The following is a 24,226-nucleotide window of genomic DNA, read 5'->3' as shown; positions in this document are numbered from 1 at the left end:
TAAATTGATGATAACGAAAGAGGTTCGACATTCTCTTATTCATTTGGTATATTTGCATTCAAACTCACGCTCGTGAAGATCCATAACAGAAAAAAATATCTCAGCTTTTTAAAATTCAAAAGAGATTTCCAGCAGTTCGGACTGGAGAAAGTAAAGAGCTATGAACTTATTCTTCATTGGTTAAATAACCGATTGAGTAGAAATCAGTTTCTTCTCCTTTCGGGTATCTTGGTGGGTCTTACAGCGGGAATGGCAGGTGTCATTTTAAAGACCCTGGTTCATAATATCCATTACTTCATAACCCACAAAGTTCATTTCGAATACCAGATCCTGTTCTATATCGTATTTCCTTTTTTAGGAATTGTTTTGACGACCGTTACCGTTCAAACCTTATTTAAAGGTCAGGATAGAAAAGGAATTGGTGCCATTTTATACGAAATTGCACAAAACTCAAGTATTGTTTCCTCTGTCAAGATGTATTCCCAGATCGTACAAAGTGCAATTACTGTGGGACTAGGAGGCTCGGCCGGTCTGGAAAGTCCTATTGCTGTAACGGGTGCAGCGATTGGTTCCAATTATGCACAAACTTACAGACTTAGTTACAAAGAACGTACTTTGTTGCTGGCGGCAGGTGCAACGGCGGGAATCGCGTCGGCTTTCAATGCACCCATTGCCGGGATCATGTTCGCCTTTGAGATTTTGCTGACAGGGGTTGTTTTTACAGATTTTATTCCTTTGGTCGTGGCAGCGGTTTGTGGTAGTTTGTTGTCCAGAATATTGTTGCAGGAAGATGTCCTTTTTAGATTTTACACCAGGGAAGCTTTTAATTATAAAAATGTTCCTTATTATCTTATCCTGGGAGTAGTAACAGGTTTGTATGCCAGATATTTTGTGATCATCTCACAAAGAGTAGAACACTTTATAAAGAAACTCAAGATGTCGCCATTGAGAAGGGCGATGTTCGGCGGGGCGGTTTTGTCATTGCTTTGCGTGTTGTTTCCACCTTTGTTTGGAGAAGGTTATGATACGATCAAAGCTTTTACTAATGGTGATACTCTTGTGATTATCGAGAACAGCTTGTTCCGATATTTTGAGTTTAGAAATTTTACGATTATTATCTTCTTGATTTTAGTATTAATTCTGAAAGCTTTTGCTACACCTTTCACAATTTTCAGTGGTGGAAATGGCGGTAATTTCGCGCCGTCACTATTTGCGGGCGGAACAGCGGGTTTTCTGTTTGCAGTGGTTTGTCAGCAGATAGGTTTCAAAGAAGTTCCTGTGACAAATCTTGTTTTAGTAGGAATGGCAGGGGCAATGAGCGGAATCCTCTACGCGCCATTGACAGCGATATTTCTGATCGCCGAATCCAGTTTCGGGTATGACCTGTTTATCCCTTTGATGATCGTCTCGGTGATCTCTTATCTGATGGCGAAGCGTTTTTCCCCGATTTCTCCGGAGCTGAAATCTCTTGCAGACCAGGGAAAGATCTTTACCAATAAGCACGATAAGAATCTTTTATTTTCTTTGAATACTAAAGATTATATCGATTTCCAGTCTCAAACCATCAATGTAAATGCATCTGTCACAGAGTTGTTCGAAATGATAAAGAACGGGAACAAAAATACTTTTGCTGTTGTGGATGATATCGGGAAGCTCAAAGGTATTCTTAGCCTCGATGATATTCGGCCTTATCTTTTTTCCAAAGAAACCGACTCCCTGTCGATTGTTAAAATTATGAAAGCGCCACCGGCAGTAATATATCCGGATAAAAAGGCTTTGGAAATACTTCAGATCTTTGACGATACGGGATATTGGAATCTGCCGGTTGTAGATGAGAATAACAAATTCATTGGTTTTATATCAAAATCTGCAATACTCATCGGCTATAGACAATTACTCAAATTATACTCTGAATAAGAATTGATTTCTCTATAAAAGCATCTTCTAAAACACGATTTAATATAAAATTACGATTCAATTTTTTCTGGTATAGTGTCTTATCAGTACAACTGCAGCAAATATAAGGGTCACCGCATAGATTACAGATAATCCTTGTTTTTCGACAGTCATGGTTTTAAAGTCGATTTGTTTGTATAAGGCCGCCCCGACAATCAAAACAACAATCCACATCGTAAATACAGGTGCTTCTTTTTTCATAGAATAGTTTTTTTGTTGATATGGCTAAAATAAAGAAATTACCAATGCAATAGGATATCTGTTTAATGATTTCTCTTTTTATAATTGATAAAGAAATTGTCCTTTATCGTAACTTTTGGAGGAATTACTACTCAACTTCCACAGTGATCTTGCATTCGATCTCACATCTTCATTGGAAGAATTCTCACACAATCCTATAGATAGAACTGAATAATAGCGAACGCCCAACACCTAATCTCCACCACCACAACCACCACAACTGCTGCAAGAACTCCCGCAACTACTTCCACAGGACGATCCGCTGCTTCCATTGTCACTTCCCAAATGGTTATTCTTTTCTATATGGCTGATTACAGGGACTAAAGCTGCTGTCAAAACCGCCGAACCTAGCAGAAAATATTGCCATTGCCAATCATCCGCAACTTTTCTTGCGGGTAAAATATCTTTTTTATAAAGGTCGGGGATAGTTTGGGTGCAGAAAAGTTTTGTAAGCCTGTGCAAGTAATAGATGATGAAAACAATCAAAAAGACAGTTGTAAGCAGAATTTGAAAGATGGGTTTCTCTCTTAAAAGGCCACTCGTCATTCGTACGAAACTAAACATCAATAAAATGGTCAAAACAACAAAATTGATGTAAAATAGATTCCCGAATTTCTTGGATTTGTTAATATACTTTTTGAGCGCCTCCATACATTTGGCAGTATTGTAAAATATAGGTTTGTTCATCAGTCGTCTCAATAATTCAGAATAGTACGTTCTTCCTGATTCCTCAAGGGTTAAGATTATTTGTAACTCTTTTGGGGAATTTACCTTTTTTGATATTAGCAGATCAATTGTTTGATCTGAATTTATGAAGACCACATTTTTTTCAATTAGCTCGTTGACGGCTCCATTAATGATGTTTTCGAGTCTCTGCGTTTTTAGATAAACAAGCTCATAAGGTTCAAGCTGATAGATAAACGAGTCTTCATCAAATCCCTTTGCCAAATTCTTAAGTTTTTTTCGATTGTAATATTCAAGTCCTGTAAATACTAAAATGCATAAAACAATAAATCCAATAATGAAATAAGGATTATTGATCTGCATATAAATCGGTTTGAGCAAAAAATAACAAGGTGCTATAAGAGCAACAAAAGCAAGAATCCCGAATACAAGGAAAGTTCTTATTTTGAATTTGGCTTTGTCAAGGTTCAGGCTTTCAAACATACCTTGATAGCCCCAGACACTTTCCGGTTGTTTTCCAAAAATTGCTGAGTACAGTTTCTGGGTTCTTTCTTTGGCTTGACTGAATTTTTCAAACTCTTCCCTGTTATGCGTGGATGGGATATGCTGGATGGGTTTGCCGAGTAAAGTACAGAAACTTTGGTAAGATTGTGTGAAGATCAAATGCTGATGCCAGACAGTATCGACAATTTCTGACGGAGAAACCATCATTTCCGAAGTTGCGGCCAGATACATGAACTTCTTGTATTCCAGAATGGCAAGTTCCGCAAAGACATTTGTCAAGAAGTTCTCGTTGGCAAGCCGTATGGTAAATCCATATTCGCTGGGCGGGTCATCAAAATTGAACTGAAGTATTTTATCCCAAAGTTCAGTATTCATATGGTTCAGTAATTTATGGGTAATTTAAGATTATCGACCCAATTTCAAATTAGTTTATGCCACTAAAATAGTCATTATTTTTTTTAATAATTAATGGATGAGAATTTTCTGAATGTAAGGTTTCTTCTTATTCTTGTGAAACGAGATCTTTTTTCAATAAAAAGAATTTATAAATTAGGATTTTTAGAATTTGTATCATCCGATAAGGTGTTTTTATTATTTAATTTATTAATCGTTTGATAATGATGGTGTTCCGTTGAAATCAAGTTTCTTTTTAATATAGAGATAATAATTGGTCTTTATAAATTTAAAATAGAGATGTTATTTTCTGACTTCTGGATCATTTATTTAAGACTAAATTAAAGATTGTTTTTTTATAGATTCATATGGCAAGATTACTTTGGGTGCATAAAAAGTAATCTAAATGAAAAAGACATTTATCTTCTTGATCTTATTATTTTATAAGGTCATCTTTGCACAGGAACTGTTTCCTTACTTGCAGGCACCTTCTCAGACTTCCATGACGGTCAGCTGGAAAACCGAAAGCAACAATGAATCTGTTGTTGAGTACGGCAACTCCGAAACACAACTCGACAAAACTTCAAGCGCTACTGCCAGAGTGTTCTCGGACACAGGTTATAATGCCAACTATTATTACCATACTGTTAAGGTCAGTGGTCTGTCGGCTAACACCAAGTATTATTACAGGGTTAAAACAGGAAACAGAGTTTCTCAGGTTCATTCGTTCAGGACATTGCCGTTGCCCGGGCAGGCTGCAACTGCAGATGGACATTTGAGATTTTTGGTTTTGGGGGACAATCAGATGCGGGATGTGCCGAGATTTGACTCGTTGGTTTCTGCAGCCAAGAGAAAGATCGCTAAGCTTTGGGGTTATGGCAAAGATCCTTCCGATAATATCGCAATGACAGTGATGATGGGCGATCAGGTAGATGTTGGTACGCTGGACCATTATGAGAATGTCCACTTCAAAAAGAACAGAAAGCTTTCTGGATTGTTACCGACACAGACTTTGGTAGGAAATCATGAGACCTACGGAACACTTGGCATGCAGGCTTATTACGACCATTTTGTTCTGGATGATATTTCTTATAAAGGTGTTTCTTCCGGTTCAGAGGCATATTATGCAAGACAGGTTGGGAATGTCCTGTTTATTTGCTTTGATACGGAACACCCGAGTGCGGCTCAGTTAAATTGGCTCAATCAGATCTTGCCATTAGCGAATCAGGATTCTACAGTGGATTGGATCGTCTCTCAAGGGCACAGACCATATCAGGCAGAGCAATACGTTGGAGATATTTCTACTTGGATTCGTAATACGGTAATGCCTGTTTTGAATACATCTGGTAAGCACGTATTGCATATCGGGGCTCATCATCATTTGTATCACAGGGGACAGCTTAAAAATTTTCCTACCTATCAGATCATTTCAGGTGGCGTCGCCTGGGACCAGTATTGGGGAATGGCTACAGAGCAGGATTTTGATGATGTCCAGAAAACGATATCCAACTGGATGTATCAGATCATAGATGTGGATATTAATAAAGGGACATTCAATGTAGAATCTTACTCGATCGGAAGTATCTACGAATGGAAGGATAATGTCTTGATGGATTCTTTCCATTCTGCCAAGAACAAAACTAAACCTGACACACCATCGATTCTTAACAACTTTACAGGTCAGAATCTGGAACTGCCCTTAACTGTGGAAAGTAGTGCTTATAGTACAACTTCGGATGAATTGATGAACTCTACAGAGTTTGTATTTTCGAAAACACCGGATTTCAGTATTTTGGAAAAAGACATTTACAGGGATTATGAAAATCTTTACGGAAAAAAAGGAAGCCGTGTGGATGAATCCAAAGACCTGAACGAAGGTGTCGATATTACAAAAGCTACTTTGGAGGCAGGAACACTTACCAATGGAACATATTACACAAAAGTAAGACATAGGGACAGAAATTTGAGTTGGTCGGACTGGAGTGCTGTAAAATCTTTTAATATCATCAACAGTACCGCGGTCAATACAAAGATCGAAACCGATACGATTGCCTATAAGCCTAATACGCCGATAAAAGTGATCTATACGGATACACCGGGCAATGCAAAAGACTGGATCGGGCTTTATAAAAAATCACAGACACCTTCCGGTTCTTCGCCTTCACAGAAGTGGGGTTATACCAATGGACAGGTGAGTGGCACAATGACTTTCGGTACTGGACTTGCAACGCCGGGGATGTACTATGCTGCTATTTTCAGCAACGATTCTTATACCGAACTTGCTGATAGAAAATACTTCTACGTTGGTCCGTTTGTAGAGTTGTCGTCGGATAAGAATGTTTATGAGGTAGGAAATGCCGTTACTGTAAATTTTGCAAATGCACCTGCTTTGGCCAAAGACTGGGTTGGGATCTATAAAGTGGGACAAACGCCGGGAGAAGTTAACTCTGTACAATGGAAATATATTGACGGAAAAACGAACGGAACATTCACTTTCAGTGGTTTGGCAAAAGGTTATTATTATATCCAATATATGTTGGAGGATGGCTACCAGGCTGTGGGCAATAAATTGTTCTTCCAGGTGGGCGATGGTATCACGCAATTGATGATAAACAAAACGATGTTCAACCTGAACGAGAATATCATTGCAACATGGACAGATGCACCGGGAATCGTGAAAGACTGGATCGGGATCTATCACAAGAACGATGATCCCAATATCGACCCACTTGTAAGTTATACTTATTTCGATGGTAAACCAGGTGGAAGCCTTCAGATCCCTAGTGAAAATATGCCGAAGGAAGTAGGTGATTATTTTATAGTGATCTTTACCAATGATTCTTACAACGAGGTTTCCAACCGGGTACAATTCCAGATGATGGACAGTACACTGGGGACAACGGCTCCGGATGCTCACAACAATGAGCTGCAGGTATATCCGAATCCCGTGAACAAAGGTGATAAAACATTCCTGAGATCCAAATATCCGATCGATCAGATCGATATCTATGATATGACGGGAAGCTTGTTCTACACTTCCAAAAACATCAACAGTATGAATTACTCTATCATCAATCAAAGTCTCCCGACAGGGACTTACGTTATGAAAGTACATTCAAACAAATTGTATACAGTGAAGATAATAGTGAAGTAGTTCTCTTTTTTACTTTGAAAATTAGACAATAAAACCGCTCTCTTAAGGGCGGTTTTGTTGTATTGAGAACAGGGATGTTGAGAAAAGATACTATTTCAACAAATATCCGATTGCTCCACCATCAACCAATAACTCTGTACCCGTAATGAAACTTGCCTGATCGGAAGCTAAGAAAAGAACTGCCTTTGCGATTTCCGAAGGGTCACCCATTCTTCCCAGTGCGACAGATTTGGCAAACTCATTCTGCATTTCAAGACTTGGAACCGCTTTGTCAAAACCTTCCGTCTTTGTGGGGCCGGGACTTACAATATTAACTCGGATTTTCCTTTCTGCCAGTTCATTGGCTGCGATTTGCGCAATTTTATTGACGGCTCCTTTCGTTGCAGAATAAACGCTTCCGTACATCTGTGCAGTTGTAGCAACGGTTGAAGAATTGAATACCACCGAAGATCCTTCCGTAAAATAAGGGATCATTTTTTGTAAAGTGAAATAATAACCCTTGACATTTGTATTGAATTGATAATCGAAATCTTCTTCTGTAGTTTGCTCAATAGGGGTAAAAACCGCTGTTCCGGCATTTAGGAACAGGACATCTACTTTATTTCCGCTTTCGGCTACGTATTTTTCCAACACGGCAATTCCCGATAAATTTGAAGTGTCTGAAACCAGGGTCTTCAGTTTTGGATTGTCGATCCTTTCTTCCGCACTTTTAAGGTTGTCGGCATTTCTGCCAGTGATCAGAACGTTGGCTCCGGCTTCTAGAAAAGCTTTTGCTGTTGCAAACCCTATTCCTGTGCTTCCGCCTGTGATCACTACATTTTTGTCTGTAAAACTCATTGTAATTATTTTTATTGTTTTTTACTGAGCAAATGTATGGCTATTTAGTTACTTTTAGTAACTTTGTACCGAAAAATAACAGTAACAACGGTGTAACAAAGTAACAATATGGAGTGCAAGACAAAAGATTTTCAACAGGAATATAAAAAAGAAATGCGTGCAGTACAAGATTCTATGGATGTTCTCCATGGCAAATGGAAAATAGCGGTCTTATCCTCTATATGCTATTATAACAAACGTAGATTTTCAGATATTCTGAATGACATCGATGGTATATCCAACCGTATGCTCAGCAAGGAACTGAAAGAACTGGAATTTAACAAACTCATCCGCAGGAACGTACTGGACACCCAACCCGTAAGTATAGAATATACGCTTACCGATCACGGGAACACGTTGAAAACCATCATCAACAATCTTCACGAATGGGGAGTTGAGCACAGAAAAAAAATTGTGGAAGGATAATTTAAATGAATGGCCTTAATGCTATAAGCAAAAACCGCTCTTTAATGAGCGGTTTTTTATATTCTAATTACCAAGGGATTTCTCCCGTTTCCGGATTGGTTTCTTCACAGAAGAATTTTCCCGTAGGCCCATTTTGGTCGATGACAGCATATTTCACGATTCGTTTTCCTGCGTCTTCTACTGTGCCGGTTCCACGATTATTATTGAAATCGGTTTTAGTAAATCCAGGACTCACCGCATTGATCTTGAACTCGGTATCCCTGAATTCATAGGCCAGATTCACAGTGTACATATTAAGAGCGGCTTTGGAAGAAAGATAGACCGCGCCTTTGAAGTTGTAATATTTGTAGGTTAGGTCGCTGTGTAGCGTAATAGATCCCTGGCTGGAGCTGACCATCACAATTCTCGGCGCGTCCGATTTTTTCAGCAGGTCCAGGAATGTCTGGGTCACCCTTATCACACCATACACATTGATCTCGTAAACTTCTTTAAAGACTCCGATACTTGTATGTTCGGCAGTCTGCGGGATGTAATCGCCATTTTCATCAAACTGCGCTCCCGATATTCCCGAATTGTTGATGAGAACATCCAGAACATCTGTTTTGCTTCCGATTTCTTTTCTGGCATTTTTCACCGATTCTTCGTCAGTGACATCGATTTGGATAACTTCTACATTAACTAAACCTTCTGACTTTAGCTGCTCAACGGCTTGCTGTCCATTTTCCAGGTTTCTGCTTCCGAGATAAACATAATATCCTTGTTGCAATAGTTGTCTTGCGGTTTCGAAGCCGATACTTTTGTTGGCTCCTGTTATGAATGCTTTTTTCATTTTTTCTGATGATTTAAAATTGATATTGCAAAGTTGTCACAATCAGAGATGACCTTATTTACCATTTGGTAAAAAGCACTTTTATTAGCGGATGTTTTTTCGGATCCTGCTCAGGGATTGTTGTGTGATGCCCAGATATGATGCGATATAAGATAGTGGAACACGGTTGGCAAGGGTCGGGAATTTCTCCAGAAATTCCAGATAACGCGTAGTGGCATCTTCGGAAACCAGAGAACTTCTTCTGTCCAGTTTTTCCATCATCGCTTTCTGGAAGATCTTGTTGACAATAACATCCCAGCCGATAATGGTGTTGGAAAGTTCCTGCCAGTCTTTCTGCGAAAAGATCAGAAATCTGCAATCTGTGGTCGCTTGGATATATTCTGTCATCGGTTCCCCTTGGTATGGATTGGCGAGGAGATGGTTTTCATCTACGAAATACTTTGTGATCTCGTCTCCTTCATTATTGTAATAGCAGATACGCAAAATACCTTCCAGAATGAAGATCACATCATTGAACATCCTTCCTGCCTCCACAAAATAGTCATCTTTCCGAAGTTCCTTTTCAACAGCTTTTTGAGCGATGAGGTCGATCTGCTGCGGGTTCAGGTTCCCAAATTGTAAAAGATAATTAATAAGTTCTTTCATGCTGCCAAATTAAAGAACTTAATTGAAGATTGATTTACCAATTGGTAAAAATAGTCGAAGGTTGGCCTCAGTTTTTTATGATGCTTTTTTATACTTTTATATAGAAGATAATGCGGTTTGGCAAATCTTGGTTTTGATACTTAAAAAATTACACTTCCTAAAGTATGCTTTGCTTTTGCGGGTATGGATTGCAGATTCTCGCTATATATATATCACAATTGATCAGAGATCTTTTAAGTTATTTCTTGATATCCTACTTTTCTACGAAATCCTTGATCTGATTAGCTCTCTATTTGTGATGTCTTTATTTTATAATTTGTTAATTAAAGTTAAAATTTAAAATAAAATTCAAATAATCAAATTGTTTTATAATAATAATTTGATTATAAATGTTTCTATTTAAAAATAATGTAAATTTGATATCAATAAAAAATTATATTATGAAAAAAATTTACTTAGTTCTCTTGGCGTTAATCGCTAATTTGTTTTCTTCACAAATCATTTTTCAAGAAGATTTTGATGGTATTGCCGGTCCCACAGCCGGAGGGGCGGGGACATATACTTTTCCTTCCGGCTGGTTACTTAGAAATGTAGATAATAGAACACCGGCTTCGGCAGTAGCATATGTCAACGATGCTTGGGAAAGGAGGGAGGATTTTTCCAACAACGTATTAGATTCGGTAGCAATAAGTACCTCTTGGTATAACCCTTTTGGCGCAGCTAATGACTGGATGTGGACGCCGGAAGTTACCTTGCCATCAACCGGAAACTTTAAAATGAAATGGAATGCCATCGCCTATGATCCAGAATATAGGGATGGGTATGAAGTAAGAATCATGCTAAGCCCCAATGTTCCCACAGGAGGTTCAGGAACTATAGGTAACCAGATTACAAATTCTACGGTTTTGACCAGTGTTGCAGCAGAAAACTCTGCCTGGACAGCGCGCGAGATCGATCTTACAAGCTATCTGGGAAGTACCTTTAGAATCGCTTTTAGGAATAATTCCAATGACAAATTCCTGTTATTGATTGATGATGTGGTCATTGGTGAAAATTCGACGTTGGATAATATGGAAGTGCCACGAAAGAATAATTTCTTTATATCACAAAATCCTGTAAAAAACAAGACTCTGATGGTTCATAGCTTAGAAGCTGCCAGTGCAACCTTATACGATGCAACAGGTAAAAAAGTAACCTCTTTTGATTTGATAAAAGGAAGCAATAGTATTAGCCTAAAAATACCCAAAGGCAATTATATCCTGAAAACTAATGGCGGATTCTCGTCCAAGCTCATTGTGGAATAATTCTTTGACTATCAACGTAAACGAAACCGCTCTAGCAGAGCGGTTTTATTGATTTAAAAGAAACTTATCTGGAAATTCTTAAGTTGATAGACTGTCTATTATCAGATCAATGTCAAGTGATTTTGTTTAACAGGATATTCAGTAAATAATTAAAATATTTTGAAAAGTTTTAAAACCAGATTTCTGACTAATATTTAATAAAATTTGATTCATAATGTAAATGGTTATCTTTGCAATACTTAAATTTATATAGTAATTTGAAATAAAATCATTTAAAATATAGCGTTTCGCTTTTGATCCTGTTGCGGAAATACGACCAAATTTTTCAAAGTGACACGGGAAGAAAAGTTGAAGTGCCTGCGGTATTCGTGGGCGTTCCTTTTGCTTTGTGTTATTGCCTTTGGTCGGGCTTCCGTAACAAGCAGGGAATTTGCCCACGTTTTTTTTGTGACTTTTCAGATAAATTAAATAATTGACCAATGAGTAAAATTTTTCTTCGTTTGTACGAGCGGGTTTCATATTGGGGACTAGAAGAATCGGGATTATCTCTTAAAAACAGGGATTCGATTATATTGACGAACCAGTATCTCTTTCTGCTTGCCATTATTTTTTCGGTCCAATGCTTTTTTAGCTTTTTGTTCATAGGTTTTGGCACAACTACATACATTCTTCTCGCTGTATCTTCGCTGTTTTATGCATCTTTTGCTTTTTTCAAATCACTGAGAACTAATAAATATGCAATCTCGTTTATATTTTTATTGTTGTGCAGTATTACGACCTACTATTCTTCTTTATGCGGACTGGAAAGCGGAATCTTCCTTTTCTATTTCCCTATGCTGTCTGCCGTATTTATCTTTTTCTCCATAAAGGAAAACAAAATGTTTGTTATCTTTATCCTTTTATTTATTCTTTCCAACCTGTATCTCTCTGCAGGAAGCAACTTCACATTGATAAGGAACAGTGAAAAATATTTTGGTTTCAGAAATACTTTATTACTTCTCAACATTAGTTGTATGCTGTCTATCCTGATGCTGAATTCCTATTTTTTTCAGGTCAAAAGAGAAGAATATTATTTTACATTAAACAGGAATCTTTACAAGCGGGAACAAATTGAGAATTTAAAAAATGAATTGGTTCGTGTAAGAGAATTAATCAGTGCGGATGACATTACTGAGGAAAGTCTCAAGCATCTTGTAGAATCGGCTCAAATAAATGATGCGCTTTTTGTCGAAAAGTTCAATAAATTCTTTCCGGATTTTTATAATAAAATAAACAATACTTCTTCCGTCCCCTTAACTCTTTCCGATTTAAAATACTGCGGTATGCTAAAACTTGGTTTCACAACAAAACAGATTGCTATCTATACAAACTCATCTATAAAATCGGTGGAAAGTAAAAAGTACAGGTTGAGGAAAAAATTGGCGATACAAATTGATGAAAATTCAAAGGATTGGTTTTCAAATATTTAAAAATGAAATAATCCCCTCGTTTTCACTCGCAAGCGTGACCGAGAGGGTTCCAGAGCCTCTTTTTATTCTGCCCTAAAATACTTTTGTATCAATCTTTATCAAAATAAAAGATTTAGGAATTGATACATCAGGACGATTTTAAAAATTACAGACACCAGCTACTCTTATTTGATGCATTTAAAATTGAGAGAACTTGTGCTGTATATATTTTTCTGTTCTTTCTCATCTACTTTCCAGGTCAATCCCAGATTTATCAAAGGGAAAATAACAGTATATACATTACAAAAGGGACAAAAATAATCTCTGAAAATCACCTAGATGATTCCGACTATTCCGATAACATCTATGTTTTAGACGGGACTACAACCACAGGATTACGAGAAAATACTAAGTCAAAAATACATTTTGCTGATTTAAGATATAAACATCCGAAGAAAAGTGCAAAACCTTTAATATCTAAGAAGCGCAAAACAATCGTTAAATCTAAAGATAATGAAATTAGTTTAAAATCTACTTTTAAAAACAATAATGACAGTGATAAATTTACACTTCTTACGAACCATTTTCTGACAGCTGTCGCACCAGCCAACAGTAATTGTGATAAACTGTTAGCCGTTTTAAAAAGTGACACAGTTCAGTTTGCTACTGATTTTGGAGGCAAAAGCATAGCTCACCAAAATAGTACTTCAACACAGATTCGATCTATACCAAATTTTCACAGCATCCGTCCGCCTCCCATATTTTCTAAATTCTCATAACCGTGTTATAAGTTCAAAAAATGTAATTAACACTTAGACAACAACCAATTTAACTTAATTTAAAAAACCAACAAGATGAAAAATATATATAATTTGTTCATATTGATGTTTTTGACAAGCATCAATATATATGGACAAGTGGGCATCAACACAGATAAACCTAATGCATATGCAGGACTACATATTTCTGAAAGAATGGACCCCGCAAGTGCTGATCCTGATAAATACAGCGGTATCATCATTCAGCGTTATACCGAAGCGCAACGGGATGCACAGCTCACTCCGAATATGGGGGCTTCACAAAACAGTCTGCTGATTTATAATACAACAGAAGACTGCTATAATTATTGGAATAATGCTGAACAGGAATGGAAAAGCCTTTGTGGTAAGTTGGGTAAATCTCAATTCACATTCGACTGTACAGCTCTGCAGGTTAATGGAACTTATGTGGAAGGAAGAGAGCTTACTGCCTCTAATTATCTTTCGATTCCTGTGACGGTCACCAAAGCAGGAGAATATACTTTTCTGGCAACTACAACCAATGGTTATAGTTTCTTTGCATCCGGCACTTTTCTTAACACAGGTTCTTACACCATACAGGCCACAGGACAAGGAACTCCGGTAGCTGTACAAACAGATAATTTGGCAATCAATGCAAACGGTATAGATGTTATTTGTACACCTGAGCGAACGGTAACCGTATTGTCAGCGGCAGGGACTTATACAATGAGTTGTGGTTCGGCAATAGTGAACGGAGTTTATAAAGTCGGCACAGCACTTACAACAAATAATACCATTACCTTACCGGTAAATGTGACGGCATTGGGAAGCTATACTGTTACTACTAATACAGTAGATGGGATTTCATTTAGTGGTTCAGGAACCTTTACAGCAACCGGTAATCAGAATATTACTCTAAACGGAACAGGAGCCCCTTCTTCTACCACAGCCAAAACATTAACGATAACTTCGGATAGTCAGGGTGGCGTTTCTACAACCTGTAATGTCAATGTGATCGTTGTTATCCCTAAAAAAAGATTATTAGCAATAGGGGCAGATGCCGATGGGTTTGGTTATAATTTGTCAGGTACCGCAGCTTCAAATAGACTAATTACAACTGCAACAAATTACGGTACTCTAGCAAATAGTGTAGTTAAATATGAAGGATGGGACCAGATTATAAACGGAACAGATTCACCATCGGCAGCTCAGCTTACCAGCTGGACCACAGGTAGTAATCCAGTAGATATTATTGTAATAGGATATGCTTGGGGAGCAAATGCTGCTGAAGCTCAGGTAATAGCAAACTATCTCGCAAAAGGAGGTGTCGTTTTAGCTTTTGTTGAAAGTCCTTCCGGTGCACAGAATATTTTAAGAGCCGTCTTTGATGCTTCAGTATCTACAGGGGTCGTAAATAGTGCAGGAGCATTATACAAATTACCATTGACAAATGATTCTATTTTGAATGGTCCTTTTGGTGATATCAGAGGGTTACAATGGGGAGAAGATGCTTCCTCAACAGCTTATGCCACGGGATTGCCTTCCAGCGAAATCACTGTTTATACAGGAGATACTAATATTTCAACGGCATCACCTTCTGGAACTGTTGGTCGTGTTACTGCATTCAGGCATAATACTCTCAATTTTATCTGGGTAGGTGACGGTGGTTTCAATTCAAATAATGGTGGAACTTCAGATACCGTTTGTCCATTCTTTTTAAACGCCAGCAATTTTCCGGTTTTTAAACCTAATTACGGAAATGGTGCCGCTGCATATGAGATGAATGTATATAATTCAATATTCACAGCCAATGCTTTTGCCTGGGCTCTTGAAAAAGCTGAGCATAATGGTATTAACAAACATTAATTTCAATTAATAAATGGATTTTAAAACATCCATATCGGAAGCCTGATCAAGCAAGCCGTTACAGAGCGCGGGGTAGAAATATCCCGCATCTGTAATTTTTTTGGAATAGTAATTTCCTAAAGCAACACTTTACAGATGGATAAGCAAGTACAATCAGTTCGGATAAAAAACTTAGATGGTTTTCTGGATTCAATTTCTGCGATTTTAAATAACTTAAAAGGGCAACGTCTAAAAATGAAAGAACTTCAGTCCCTTATAGATTTAGATACTAAGGACTACCAGTCTATACAATCCATAGTTGATATTGTAATATCATTACCGGATAATGATGTTTTTGCACCATTTACAGAGATTAAGAAAGAACTGATCCTTACTTAAACATGAAAGATATTGCGGATTTACGATTTAATAATCAAAATTGATTATTTAACTAGATACGATTTCAAATATTTTATTAATCCTTTAAAATCACAAACGATGGCAGAAAGTAAAAATAACATCATCACACATGGGCTTAGTGGCAAAGTAGGCGACCTGATCGTCTTCAGCCAGAGAAACGGCAAAACCATTGTCTCCAGAGCACCAAGAGAAAGAGTCGGAGATTATACAGAGAATCAGAAAGAGCATCAGCGCAAATTCCAAAAAGCGACCCTCTACGCCAAATCGGTTATGAAAGATCCGGATCAAAACCAAATGTACTCTGCCGCAGCAGACGCATCCAAAGGCATCAGTATATATAATGTAGCGGTTGCCGATCTCCTGAAGGCACCGGACATAGAAAGCATAGACCTGTCTGGTTATACAGGTGAAAAAGGAGATGTCATTAGAATAAAGGTACTGGATGATTTTGCAGTAAAAGCGGTCACTGTAACAATAGAAAATGAAGATGGCAGTCTGGTAGAAGAGGGTTCAGCGGTAGATTCCGGCTTCGAGTGGATCTATACAGCAACAGAAGGTAACAAAGATCTTGCAGGGGATAAGATCACAATTAAGGCAACCGACAACCCTGCCAATGTGACAGAAATGACCCAAACGCTTTAAAAACTAAAACAAGCTTAGCGTATAGAATGCGTATACCGACCCTATACCGATAGCCACCCAAAATCAACTGACAAAATGACAAAAGCCACCCAAGTTCAGGTGGCTTTTGCTTTATAGTTTAAGGTCTAAAGGATTGATCTTTTTATAACGGCTTCGAGAGCCTCAGCCAGACACCCCTCAACTAATTATTAATGATTTATAATTAACCTAAATTCTCTCATCCTTGATCTCATCCACGATCTCAGGGTTCAGCAGTGTAGAGGTATCTCCAAAATTACTGAAATCGCCTTCTGCGATCTTTCTCAGGATTCTGCGCATGATCTTCCCGGAACGCGTCTTCGGTAACCCGGATACAAACTGGATCTTGTCAAGCTTTGCAATTGGTCCGATCTGTTCGGATATCAATTGGTTGATCTCTTTTGCCAGGTTCTCTTTGTTTCGGTCTTCACCGGATTCTTTCAGGATCACAAAACCATACAATGCGCTTCCTTTGATATCGTGCGGGTAACCGACAATTGCAGATTCTGCCACTGCAGGGTGCTCGTTGATACTGTCTTCTATTGGTGCTGTCCCCAGATTGTGCCCGGACACGATTATCACATCATCCACACGTCCAGTGATCCTGTAATAGCCCACTTCATCTCTCAAAGCGCCGTCACCAGTGAAATATTTCCCAGGGAAAGCTGAGAAGTAGGTTTCCTTATAACGCTGATGGTCTCCCCAGATCGTTCTGGCTATTCCCGGCCAGGGAAAACGGATACAAAGATTCCCCGTTACTTGATTTCCTGTGATCTCATTTCGTTTTTCGTCCATCAAAACAGGCTGTATCCCAGGTAAAGGTAAAGTTGCGTAGGTTGGTTTTGTAGGCGTTACAAAAGGAATCGGAGAGATCAGGATCCCGCCGGTTTCGGTTTGCCACCAGGTATCTACAATCGGGCATTTCTTCTTTCCGACATGGTCATTGTACCAATGCCAGGCTTCATCATTGATAGGCTCACCAACGGAACCGATCACTTTCAAAGAACTAAGGTCGTGCTTTTCTACCCATTCAACACTTTCTTTGGCTAAGGAGCGGATGGCAGTCGGCGCCGTGTAGAACTGGGTTACTTTATGCTTTTCAATCACTTCCCAGAATCTTCCCGCATCAGGGTAGGTCGGGATTCCTTCAAAAATAACGGTTGTCGCGCCGTTCAATAATGGTCCGTAAAGAATGTACGAGTGTCCTGTGATCCACCCGATATCTGCCGTACACCAATAGATATCATTTTCCTTATAATTAAATACGTTTTTGAAAGTATAGGCCGTGTAGACCATATACCCTGCACAAGTGTGAAGCATTCCCTTCGGTTTTCCCGTGGAGCCGGATGTATAAAGAATGAACAATGGATCTTCTGCATCCATAATAACGGTTACGAAATCTGCAGAGGCCTTGTCGTAATACTCCGACATCCAGTGGTCTCGCCCTTCCTTCATCTTCACATCGTTGTGCGTTCTTTTGACAACCAAAACACTTTCTACGGTTGGCGTTTTTTCCAAAGCTTCATCCACGATGCTTTTTAGGTCAAGAACTTTGTTCCCTCTGTAACTTCCGTCTGAGGTGATGACCATTTTTGCACCACAGTCATTCACCCTCGATGCCACAGCCGAAGCGGAAAATCCTGCAAATATTACGGAGTGGACCGCTCCTAATTTGGCACAAGCCAACATTGTAACGGCCAGTTCCGGAATCATAGGAAGATAGATGCAGACTCTGTCGCCTTTCTGGATTCCCATTTCAAGAAGGACATTCGCAGTTTTATTGACTCTTTCGTAGAGTTCGTTGAAGCTGATGTGCTGTGCTTCTTCTTTCGGGTCGTTTGGTTCCCAGATAATGGCGGTTTTATCACCCCTTACAGATAGATGTCTGTCCAGGCAGTTTTTGGTAATGTTAAGTTTGGCATTTTTGAACCACTTGATATTGGCTTCCTCCATATTGTAATCTACGACCTTGGACCAGCGCTGGTACCACACAAAATTCTCATCCGCAATTTTATCCCAAAACTTCTTGGGATTTTTGATCGATTTTTTGTACTCCTTGAAATAATCCTGTAAATTCTGGATGTGATAATTTCTCATATTATTGATTTTTAATTTTAAAATCTTTATTACTTAACTATAATTTGTCGGGCAGAGGTTCTCGAAGCCTTTTGAATTTTTATCTTTTTACTTTGCCTTGTCTCTTGAGCCTTTAACCCAGCATTTCCTCGATCTGTTGAATCAACTTTTTAATTGAATAAGGTTTTGTCACGTAAGCATCGGCGCCCGATTCCAATCCTTTTTCGATGTCTTTCGGGTTGGTTTTTGCACTCAGGAAAATCACTTTGGTGTGGTTGAGGCTTTCCATAGTCTTAATTTCATTCAATGTACTGTAACCGTCAAGATTTGGCATCATGATATCGAGTAGGATCACATCCGGGGTTATGGTTTTCAATAATTCTAAAACTTCGGTTCCGTCTCGTGCGATAAAAACTTCATAACCTTGTTTCCTGAAACTGTATTCCAAAGACATCAGGATCTTGTGTTCGTCGTCTGCTATTAATATTTTTTTCATTCTTAATTATTTTTGGAGAACCCGAAGGGTTCAATTTGAATAGCCGTAGGTGAAACCTATGGTTCATTAATGGAACGTTTGCCAACCCGTGAAACGGGTTGAATTCTATTAATTCAAAACAAATATTTCTCATCAAATTCAATTCCGTGTTCATTTAATAATCTTCTAAATTCATCTTCGAATGTTTGTTTCCTATGATGTTCTTTTTGATTTTTAATATAATTAATTACCATGTCTTTTTCTCTAACCGAATATGTAAATGCACCATAACTATCTTGCCAACCAACAAACTCAGGAAATAATCCTGATTGCTTTATCCAAATATTTGTTGCGACTTTTATATCTTTTACCAAATCGCTTAGATTGATGCTTGGATGAAGGTCACAAAAGATATGAACGTGTTCTGGCATCCCGTTGATTCTGTATAATTGACATTTTTTATTTTTAATAATTCCCCAGATATATTTATAAAGTTCTGATTCATTTTTCTCGTTGATTGTTGGTTTCCGATGTTTTGTTGCGAAAACAATATGATAATAGATTTGTCTAAAAGTTCCCATTTGTGTTTTGTTTTTAATATTGCACCACGGGTTTTACCCGAGGCTATTGTTGTTGAACCCTTCGGGTTCGGTATTTTTGTTTTGATTTGTTTTCCATAGGTTTCAACTATGGCTATTCAAGTTGAACCCTTCGGGTTCTCCACTGTCACTTTTTAATATCATCTGAAATTCCACGCCGATTTCCATATTTTTTGCTGATATGCTTCCTTGGTGCGCTTCCATTATTTTTCTGCAAATCGCCAATCCCAATCCACTTCCCAAAGGTTTTCTGATGTTTTGATTTCTGGATTGATAAAACTTATCAAATATCAGATTCAAATCATCTTCCGGAATTTGTTTTCCTGTATTGAAAATCGAAATTACAAGTTGATTACCTTTCTCCTGAAATTTCGCCTGAATTGTTCCCTGTATATCCGTAAACTTAAGGGCATTACCCAAAATATTCTGAAAAACCTGAATCAGCCTTGCTTCATCATATTCAAATTGAGTTTTTGTCAAAAGATTGACTTCACTGAGATGGATACTCTTTTGGTGTATAAGATGACTGATTGGGTTCAGCGCTTTTTGGTAGGTTTCAATAATATCATTTGTTTCGATATTCAAAGCGATTTCGCCGTGTTCAAGCTTATCGAGATAAAGAATGTCATTGATGATTTCGTTTAATCTATCAGATTCTGTAATAATATTATTAAGGAATTCTTTCTTGATGTCCTGCGGAATATCATCATCATCCGCCAAAATCTCGCCGGCAGAACGGATTGCAGTAATCGGAGTTCTCAATTCGTGTGCAACAGAATCCAGGAAATCATCTTTCTGCTTATCTTTGAAGATGAGGTTTTCATTGGCAGAGCTAAGCTCTTCGGAAAGTTGTCTTAATTCCCGACTTTGTTCCGTCAGTTTTTTATTAAGGCTGATATTTTCTTTGGATTCTTCAAGGATTTCCAAAACTTCCTTAAGAGATATTTTATCTTCATAAGTCACACCTTCAATCAGGATTTTGGCAGAAGCCGTTCCGATTCTTCCCGATAAAAGATTCTCAGAGAACTTAATAAATCTCGCATCAGCAGTTTCCGTTCGGGTATCGATGTTGTATTTGAGGTTGAAAATCCGCAGTGCCTGTTCGGTTTTCTTTTCGCCAAGGAATTTGACCAGGATATTCCGTATGTCAGAAACGTAAGCTTTACCTCTCCAGATAAAAGCATTTTCGTGATTTTGAATGTATCTGTCAACATCCACATAGATTTCGGCAAAATTCCGTTCCCGATAATCTCCTTTTTGACTTACAGAAATCACTGTAAACAAAATCATATTAACCAAAATCGACCAAAAGAAAACTTGTGAAATACTATCCAGATAAGGAATGTTGAAAAAGCTGAACGAATTATACATTTCCCTCAAAAAACCTTTGAATTCCTGATTGTAAGAAAAGTAATACTGCGGAATAATCAAACCGAAATAGCAGATGATCAAACCGCCAATCAAACCGAAAACTGCACCTTTATAACTTCCCCGTCTCCAGAAAATTGCTCCGAAAAATGAAGGTCCCAACTGGGAAATTACGACGAAAGAAATCAATCCGACAGAATATAAACTGTTCTGTAAAATGAAAAATTTATAAAAAATAAAAGCAGTTACAATCAGGATGAAAATACTGACTTTCCTAATATTTGTAATGTTTTTGGTGTTTTTTACATCATTATCAGATTTGAATTTATCCAGCCAACCATAAGGAATGATGAGGTTGTTGGAAAGCATAATCGATAAAGTAATACTCGAAATAATAACCATCGAAATGGATGAACTCAATCCGCCAAGAAAAACCAAAACCGTAATCAATTGATTACCGAAATGCTGTGGAATCAAAATTGAATAAAACTCAGGATTCACCGAATGTCCATCAAAAATAATTCGTCCGCCCCAAGCAATCGGAAATACAAAAACATTAAAAATCAAAAGATAAAGCGGGAAAAACCAAATCGCTGTTTTCAAATGTTTTTCCTGTCTGTTTTCAACGATTGTTGTGTGAAATTGTCTCGGCAAAAGGAAAATTGCCGAAGCTGAAATTAAACAAAGAATTATCCAGTTGATGCTTCCTTCCAATCCTGAAAATGTATTTTTAGCTTTGAAGTCTTGAAACTGACTTGCTTTTTCATAGATGTCGGAAAATCCGTCAAAAACAAAAAATGTTACGAAGATTCCGAGAACAATTAGGAAAATTAATTTCAAAAAACTTTCCAATGCTACGGCAGAAATTATTCCTAATCTTTTTTCTGATGCATCCACGTAACGCGTACCATAATAAGACGAAAAAAGTGCCAGTAAAATAACAACATAAGTGGCGTTGTCTGTAAACAAATCTTTCGAAATTGGTGTTTGTGTAACCAAATGAAACGTTTCTGATATCGCTTTGATCTGAAGCCCGATGTAAGGAATAATCCCGAAAATACAAACCAAAGTGATTATCGCTCCGAACGAACGACTGTTTCCGTAACGCAAAGAAATAAAATCCGCGATACTGCTGACTTTGTTGATTCTGGCGATTCGGATGATTTTTCTGTTGATATAAATCCATGCCGGAATAATGATAATAGGACCAACATAGATCGGAAGGTAATCCAGACCGTCATTCACAGCAACGCCGATGCTTCCGTAATAAGTCCATGCAGTACAATAAACAGCCAGTGACAATGCATAGATGTAAGGATTGTTCACCCAAATCTTGCTCTTCTTTTTTTCCGCACTGTGAGCCACGAGGAAAAGAAGAGCGAGATAGAGTATGACAACTGCAAATAAGGCAAAGCTATTCATCGTACTTTTTGAAAATGACAAACGAAATGATGATTGAGGTCATCCATACGCCGAAGATATAGATATAAATCATCGGAAACCCGAACAATTCTTTCTCGCTGTTGAACAAAAGAATCATCGGAGCACTGAATAAGATAAATAGTCCAAAGCTCAGGAGAATCAGTTTTTGTTCGTGTCGTTTCTTCATAAATGATCATTGATAAAAGATAATTGATGAACGAGTATCATTCATCAATTATCAAATATGAATTATAATTTAGTGTTATAATTTTTCTTCGGAATAATCTCCGCTCAAGGCATAATACCCGAATACACCCAATCCTCCGGAAACAATAGGCAAGAGGATGAATACAATAATAATCCCGAATACCAAATCTTCCTGTTTTCCTGATGTTAGTTTAGGGATTCCCATTACTGTCAGTCCGAAGTAGAGAACTACCAATGCCAGTAATATCCAAACTACACCTAATATTTTTTTTAGTCCGTCCATTTTTTCTTTGTTTTAAAATTAATAAATAATCTAGTATTACTCATGGATATTTTGATTTTTGTTTTTGATGTAAACCAAACCGATTACCAGACAGACTGCAGCAACACCAATCGGATACCAGAGTCCTTCCAGATACCAGCCTGCGTGTCCTGCGTCTTTTCCTGTTGTTACAAGATATGTTGCAACTGCTGGCAATAGTCCGCCAAATACACCATTTCCAATATGGTAAGGTAAAGACATAGACGTGTAACGGATTCTGACAGGGAACATTTCTACCAGGAATGCTGCAATTGGACCGTAAACCATGGTTACAAAAATCACCTGGATGAATACTAAAAATACCAGATACCATCTTGTATTATCATTGATGTGAATAGATTTGGTCACTTTCGGCTCTTCCGCTTTGCCATCCTTCATTACGGGACCTGCGGCTGACCAATGCACAATACTGTCTTCTTTCATTAATGTTCCGTCAGTGTAAGCAATTTCTTTATGAAAAGTGATCAAGCTGTCGGTTGCGATTTTGTCGTGAACTTTCACGGTTCTTTTTTCTGTGATTCCGCCTGCTGCAACTTCTTTTTTAGCAGTATCAACAGAGTTGAACATTGCGCTGTATATTGGTCTGTATGCTAAGATGGCAACCAGCATTCCGGTCATCATCACTGCTTTTCTCCCGACTTTATCTGACAGCCATCCGAAGAAAACGAAGAATGGTGTTCCGAGAAATAACGCCAATGCCATTAATGAATCGACTTGAGTGGTGTCGATGTTCATTACTTTTTGCATAAAGCTCATTGCGTAAAATTGTCCCGTGTACCAGATGACACCTTGTCCCATCGCTGCTCCGAAAAGAGCCAGTAGCACAAACTTGAAATTGAATCTGTTTCCAAAACTCTCTTTCAAAGGATTTGTAGAGGTTTTTCCTTCGCTTTTGGCTTTTGCAAAAAGCGGTGATTCTTTCATATTCTTTCGGATGAAATACGAAACAATAACCATCAAAATTGAAATCCAGAACGGAATTCTCCATCCCCAACTGTCAAATTCCTCCGCAGATAGTGAAGTTTTTGTAATCAGAATTACAATTAATGAAATGAATAATCCTGCCGTTGCAGTCGTCTGAATCCAGGATGTCCAGTAGCCGCGTCTTCCGGGCTGTGCATATTCTGCTACGTAAGTTGCAGCACCACCGTATTCTCCGCCAAGTGCCAAGCCTTGTAAAAGTCTCAGGATTAAAACTAAAACCGGTGCCATAAAACCAATGGTTTCATAACTCGGTATGCATCCGATGAGGAATGTCGAGAATCCCATGATCAGAAGTGTTACAAGGAAAGTGTATTTTCTTCCGATCAGATCTCCCAATCTTCCGAAAAATAATGCTCCAAAAGGCCTTACGACAAAACCTGCTGCAAAAGTTGCCAAGGTGGACAAGAACGCTGCTGTTGGATTATCTGCAGGGAAGAATTTTGTGGCTAAGACGACTGCCAGGCTTCCGAAGATGTAGAAATCATACCATTCTATAAGAGTTCCGAGGGACGAAGCCATGATCACGCTCCAGATGGTGCGGTTTTTCTGCTTGTCGCTCAGGTTTTCGTACTGTTCGTGATGTGAATCGCTCATTGTATTTAAGATTTGA

General features: G+C 38.2%; 22 protein-coding genes. 9 read left to right on the top strand and 13 right to left on the bottom strand.

Annotated features, from left to right (window positions below):
* The first annotated feature begins 72 nt into the window (after nt 1-72).
* A complete protein-coding gene (locus K319_RS0115625; RefSeq protein ID WP_027384443.1) occupies nt 73-1,917 on the top strand; it encodes a chloride channel protein in 1,845 nt (614 codons plus the stop codon).
* A 57-nt stretch (nt 1,918-1,974) separates the two neighbouring features.
* Here K319_RS0115625 and K319_RS20610 read toward each other — a convergent pair whose 3' ends face one another.
* Together K319_RS20610 and K319_RS0115615 are read right to left on the bottom strand one after the other, a co-directional pair.
* Nucleotides 1,975-2,157, bottom strand: a complete 183-nt coding sequence (locus K319_RS20610; RefSeq protein ID WP_034671973.1) for a hypothetical protein — start codon at nt 2,155-2,157, stop codon at nt 1,975-1,977.
* 231 nt (nt 2,158-2,388) lie between these two features.
* Nucleotides 2,389-3,759, bottom strand: coding sequence for a hypothetical protein (locus K319_RS0115615; RefSeq protein ID WP_034671972.1), 1,371 nt, complete (start codon nt 3,757-3,759; stop codon nt 2,389-2,391).
* A 424-nt stretch (nt 3,760-4,183) separates the two neighbouring features.
* Between K319_RS0115615 and K319_RS0115610 the strand changes: the two genes are divergently transcribed.
* A complete protein-coding gene (locus K319_RS0115610) occupies nt 4,184-6,931 on the top strand; it encodes a fibronectin type III domain-containing protein (RefSeq protein WP_027384441.1) in 2,748 nt (915 codons plus the stop codon).
* A gap of 90 nt (nt 6,932-7,021) precedes the next feature.
* Here K319_RS0115610 and K319_RS0115605 read toward each other — a convergent pair whose 3' ends face one another.
* The gene (locus K319_RS0115605; protein WP_027384440.1) at nt 7,022-7,768 is read right to left on the bottom strand and encodes an SDR family oxidoreductase; all 747 of its coding nucleotides are present in this window, start codon (nt 7,766-7,768) and stop codon (nt 7,022-7,024) included.
* Nucleotides 7,769-7,876: 108 nt separating this feature from the next.
* On the opposite strand from K319_RS0115605, the gene K319_RS0115600 reads away from it, so the two are divergent.
* On the top strand, nt 7,877-8,233 hold the full coding sequence (locus K319_RS0115600; protein WP_027384439.1) for a winged helix-turn-helix transcriptional regulator: 357 nt from the start codon (nt 7,877-7,879) through the stop codon (nt 8,231-8,233).
* A 67-nt stretch (nt 8,234-8,300) separates the two neighbouring features.
* Here the strand turns inward: K319_RS0115600 and K319_RS0115595 are convergent, their stop codons facing one another.
* Together K319_RS0115595 and K319_RS0115590 are read right to left on the bottom strand one after the other, a co-directional pair.
* Nucleotides 8,301-9,062 carry an SDR family oxidoreductase gene (locus K319_RS0115595; protein ID WP_027384438.1) on the bottom strand — a complete coding sequence of 254 codons (762 nt, stop codon included), beginning with the start codon at nt 9,060-9,062 and terminating at the stop codon, nt 8,301-8,303.
* 84 nt (nt 9,063-9,146) lie between these two features.
* The gene (locus tag K319_RS0115590; protein WP_027384437.1) at nt 9,147-9,707 is read right to left on the bottom strand and encodes a Crp/Fnr family transcriptional regulator; all 561 of its coding nucleotides are present in this window, start codon (nt 9,705-9,707) and stop codon (nt 9,147-9,149) included.
* A gap of 440 nt (nt 9,708-10,147) precedes the next feature.
* Here K319_RS0115590 and K319_RS0115585 point away from each other — a divergent pair, with 440 nt between their 5' ends.
* Entirely contained in the window at nt 10,148-11,011 is an 864-nt protein-coding gene (locus tag K319_RS0115585; protein WP_027384436.1) for a T9SS-dependent choice-of-anchor J family protein, read from the top strand.
* 138 nt (nt 11,012-11,149) lie between these two features.
* Here K319_RS0115585 and K319_RS0115580 read toward each other — a convergent pair whose 3' ends face one another.
* Nucleotides 11,150-11,491 (bottom strand): hypothetical protein, encoded by a 342-nt coding sequence (locus K319_RS0115580; protein ID WP_027384435.1) that lies wholly within the window; start codon nt 11,489-11,491, stop codon nt 11,150-11,152.
* Here K319_RS0115580 and K319_RS0115575 point away from each other — a divergent pair.
* From K319_RS0115575 to K319_RS0115555, 5 genes are all read left to right on the top strand, one after another.
* A complete protein-coding gene (locus K319_RS0115575) occupies nt 11,491-12,480 on the top strand; it encodes a helix-turn-helix transcriptional regulator (RefSeq protein WP_027384434.1) in 990 nt (329 codons plus the stop codon). The two genes, K319_RS0115580 and K319_RS0115575, sit on opposite strands and share 1 nt — an antisense overlap.
* 119 nt (nt 12,481-12,599) lie before the next feature.
* Nucleotides 12,600-13,238 carry a hypothetical protein gene (locus K319_RS0115570; protein WP_027384433.1) on the top strand — a complete coding sequence of 213 codons (639 nt, stop codon included), beginning with the start codon at nt 12,600-12,602 and terminating at the stop codon, nt 13,236-13,238.
* Between the two features lie 75 nt (nt 13,239-13,313).
* The gene (locus K319_RS20605) at nt 13,314-15,104 is read left to right on the top strand and encodes a hypothetical protein (protein ID WP_156907115.1); all 1,791 of its coding nucleotides are present in this window, start codon (nt 13,314-13,316) and stop codon (nt 15,102-15,104) included.
* Between the two features lie 135 nt (nt 15,105-15,239).
* Nucleotides 15,240-15,482: a hypothetical protein gene (locus K319_RS0115560; RefSeq protein ID WP_027384432.1), complete on the top strand. Its 243-nt coding sequence runs from the start codon at nt 15,240-15,242 to the stop codon at nt 15,480-15,482.
* A gap of 99 nt (nt 15,483-15,581) precedes the next feature.
* Nucleotides 15,582-16,145 (top strand): hypothetical protein, encoded by a 564-nt coding sequence (locus K319_RS0115555; protein ID WP_027384431.1) that lies wholly within the window; start codon nt 15,582-15,584, stop codon nt 16,143-16,145.
* 207 nt (nt 16,146-16,352) lie between these two features.
* Here K319_RS0115555 and acs read toward each other — a convergent pair whose 3' ends face one another.
* From acs to K319_RS0115520, 7 genes are all read right to left on the bottom strand, one after another.
* Nucleotides 16,353-18,260 carry an acetate--CoA ligase gene (gene acs / locus K319_RS0115550; RefSeq protein ID WP_027384430.1) on the bottom strand — a complete coding sequence of 636 codons (1,908 nt, stop codon included), beginning with the start codon at nt 18,258-18,260 and terminating at the stop codon, nt 16,353-16,355.
* A 112-nt stretch (nt 18,261-18,372) separates the two neighbouring features.
* The gene (locus K319_RS0115545) at nt 18,373-18,735 is read right to left on the bottom strand and encodes a response regulator transcription factor (RefSeq protein WP_027384429.1); all 363 of its coding nucleotides are present in this window, start codon (nt 18,733-18,735) and stop codon (nt 18,373-18,375) included.
* Nucleotides 18,736-18,848: 113 nt separating this feature from the next.
* Entirely contained in the window at nt 18,849-19,295 is a 447-nt protein-coding gene (gene tnpA, locus K319_RS0115540; protein ID WP_027384428.1) for an IS200/IS605 family transposase, read from the bottom strand.
* A 102-nt stretch (nt 19,296-19,397) separates the two neighbouring features.
* The gene (locus K319_RS0115535) at nt 19,398-22,103 is read right to left on the bottom strand and encodes an ATP-binding protein (protein WP_027384427.1); all 2,706 of its coding nucleotides are present in this window, start codon (nt 22,101-22,103) and stop codon (nt 19,398-19,400) included.
* Nucleotides 22,096-22,290: a hypothetical protein gene (locus K319_RS0115530; protein WP_027384426.1), complete on the bottom strand. Its 195-nt coding sequence runs from the start codon at nt 22,288-22,290 to the stop codon at nt 22,096-22,098. Before K319_RS0115530 ends, K319_RS0115535 begins: the two co-directional genes overlap by 8 nt.
* Nucleotides 22,291-22,365: 75 nt before the next feature.
* Nucleotides 22,366-22,593 (bottom strand): DUF6814 family protein, encoded by a 228-nt coding sequence (locus K319_RS0115525; protein ID WP_027384425.1) that lies wholly within the window; start codon nt 22,591-22,593, stop codon nt 22,366-22,368.
* Nucleotides 22,594-22,629: 36 nt separating this feature from the next.
* Complete coding sequence (locus tag K319_RS0115520; RefSeq protein WP_027384424.1) at nt 22,630-24,210, bottom strand: MFS transporter; 1,581 nt, start codon at nt 24,208-24,210, stop codon at nt 22,630-22,632.
* Nucleotides 24,211-24,226: the final 16 nt, after the last annotated feature.

The organism is Epilithonimonas caeni DSM 17710 (assembly GCF_000426465.1).
Lineage (GTDB): Bacteria > Bacteroidota > Bacteroidia > Flavobacteriales > Weeksellaceae > Epilithonimonas > Epilithonimonas caeni.
This window is presented reverse-complemented; position numbering and strand designations above follow the sequence as displayed.

Excerpts from the sequence above, each read along its gene's own strand:
- K319_RS20610 (WP_034671973.1), bottom strand. The coding sequence starts at position 2,157 with ATGAAAAAAGAAGCACCTGTATTTACGATGTGGATTGTTGTTTTGATT.
- K319_RS0115615 (WP_034671972.1), bottom strand. The coding sequence starts at position 3,759 with ATGAATACTGAACTTTGGGATAAAATACTTCAGTTCAATTTTGATGAC.
- K319_RS0115610 (WP_027384441.1), top strand. The coding sequence starts at position 4,184 with ATGAAAAAGACATTTATCTTCTTGATCTTATTATTTTATAAGGTCATC.
- K319_RS0115605 (WP_027384440.1), bottom strand. The coding sequence starts at position 7,768 with ATGAGTTTTACAGACAAAAATGTAGTGATCACAGGCGGAAGCACAGGA.
- K319_RS0115600 (WP_027384439.1), top strand. The coding sequence starts at position 7,877 with ATGGAGTGCAAGACAAAAGATTTTCAACAGGAATATAAAAAAGAAATG.
- K319_RS0115595 (WP_027384438.1), bottom strand. The coding sequence starts at position 9,062 with ATGAAAAAAGCATTCATAACAGGAGCCAACAAAAGTATCGGCTTCGAA.
- K319_RS0115590 (WP_027384437.1), bottom strand. The coding sequence starts at position 9,707 with ATGAAAGAACTTATTAATTATCTTTTACAATTTGGGAACCTGAACCCG.
- K319_RS0115585 (WP_027384436.1), top strand. The coding sequence starts at position 10,148 with ATGAAAAAAATTTACTTAGTTCTCTTGGCGTTAATCGCTAATTTGTTT.
- K319_RS0115575 (WP_027384434.1), top strand. The coding sequence starts at position 11,491 with ATGAGTAAAATTTTTCTTCGTTTGTACGAGCGGGTTTCATATTGGGGA.
- K319_RS20605 (WP_156907115.1), top strand. The coding sequence starts at position 13,314 with ATGAAAAATATATATAATTTGTTCATATTGATGTTTTTGACAAGCATC.
- K319_RS0115560 (WP_027384432.1), top strand. The coding sequence starts at position 15,240 with ATGGATAAGCAAGTACAATCAGTTCGGATAAAAAACTTAGATGGTTTT.
- K319_RS0115555 (WP_027384431.1), top strand. The coding sequence starts at position 15,582 with ATGGCAGAAAGTAAAAATAACATCATCACACATGGGCTTAGTGGCAAA.
- acs (WP_027384430.1), bottom strand. The coding sequence starts at position 18,260 with ATGAGAAATTATCACATCCAGAATTTACAGGATTATTTCAAGGAGTAC.
- K319_RS0115545 (WP_027384429.1), bottom strand. The coding sequence starts at position 18,735 with ATGAAAAAAATATTAATAGCAGACGACGAACACAAGATCCTGATGTCT.
- tnpA (WP_027384428.1), bottom strand. The coding sequence starts at position 19,295 with ATGGGAACTTTTAGACAAATCTATTATCATATTGTTTTCGCAACAAAA.
- K319_RS0115535 (WP_027384427.1), bottom strand. The coding sequence starts at position 22,103 with ATGAATAGCTTTGCCTTATTTGCAGTTGTCATACTCTATCTCGCTCTT.
- K319_RS0115530 (WP_027384426.1), bottom strand. The coding sequence starts at position 22,290 with ATGAAGAAACGACACGAACAAAAACTGATTCTCCTGAGCTTTGGACTA.
- K319_RS0115525 (WP_027384425.1), bottom strand. The coding sequence starts at position 22,593 with ATGGACGGACTAAAAAAAATATTAGGTGTAGTTTGGATATTACTGGCA.
- K319_RS0115520 (WP_027384424.1), bottom strand. The coding sequence starts at position 24,210 with ATGAGCGATTCACATCACGAACAGTACGAAAACCTGAGCGACAAGCAG.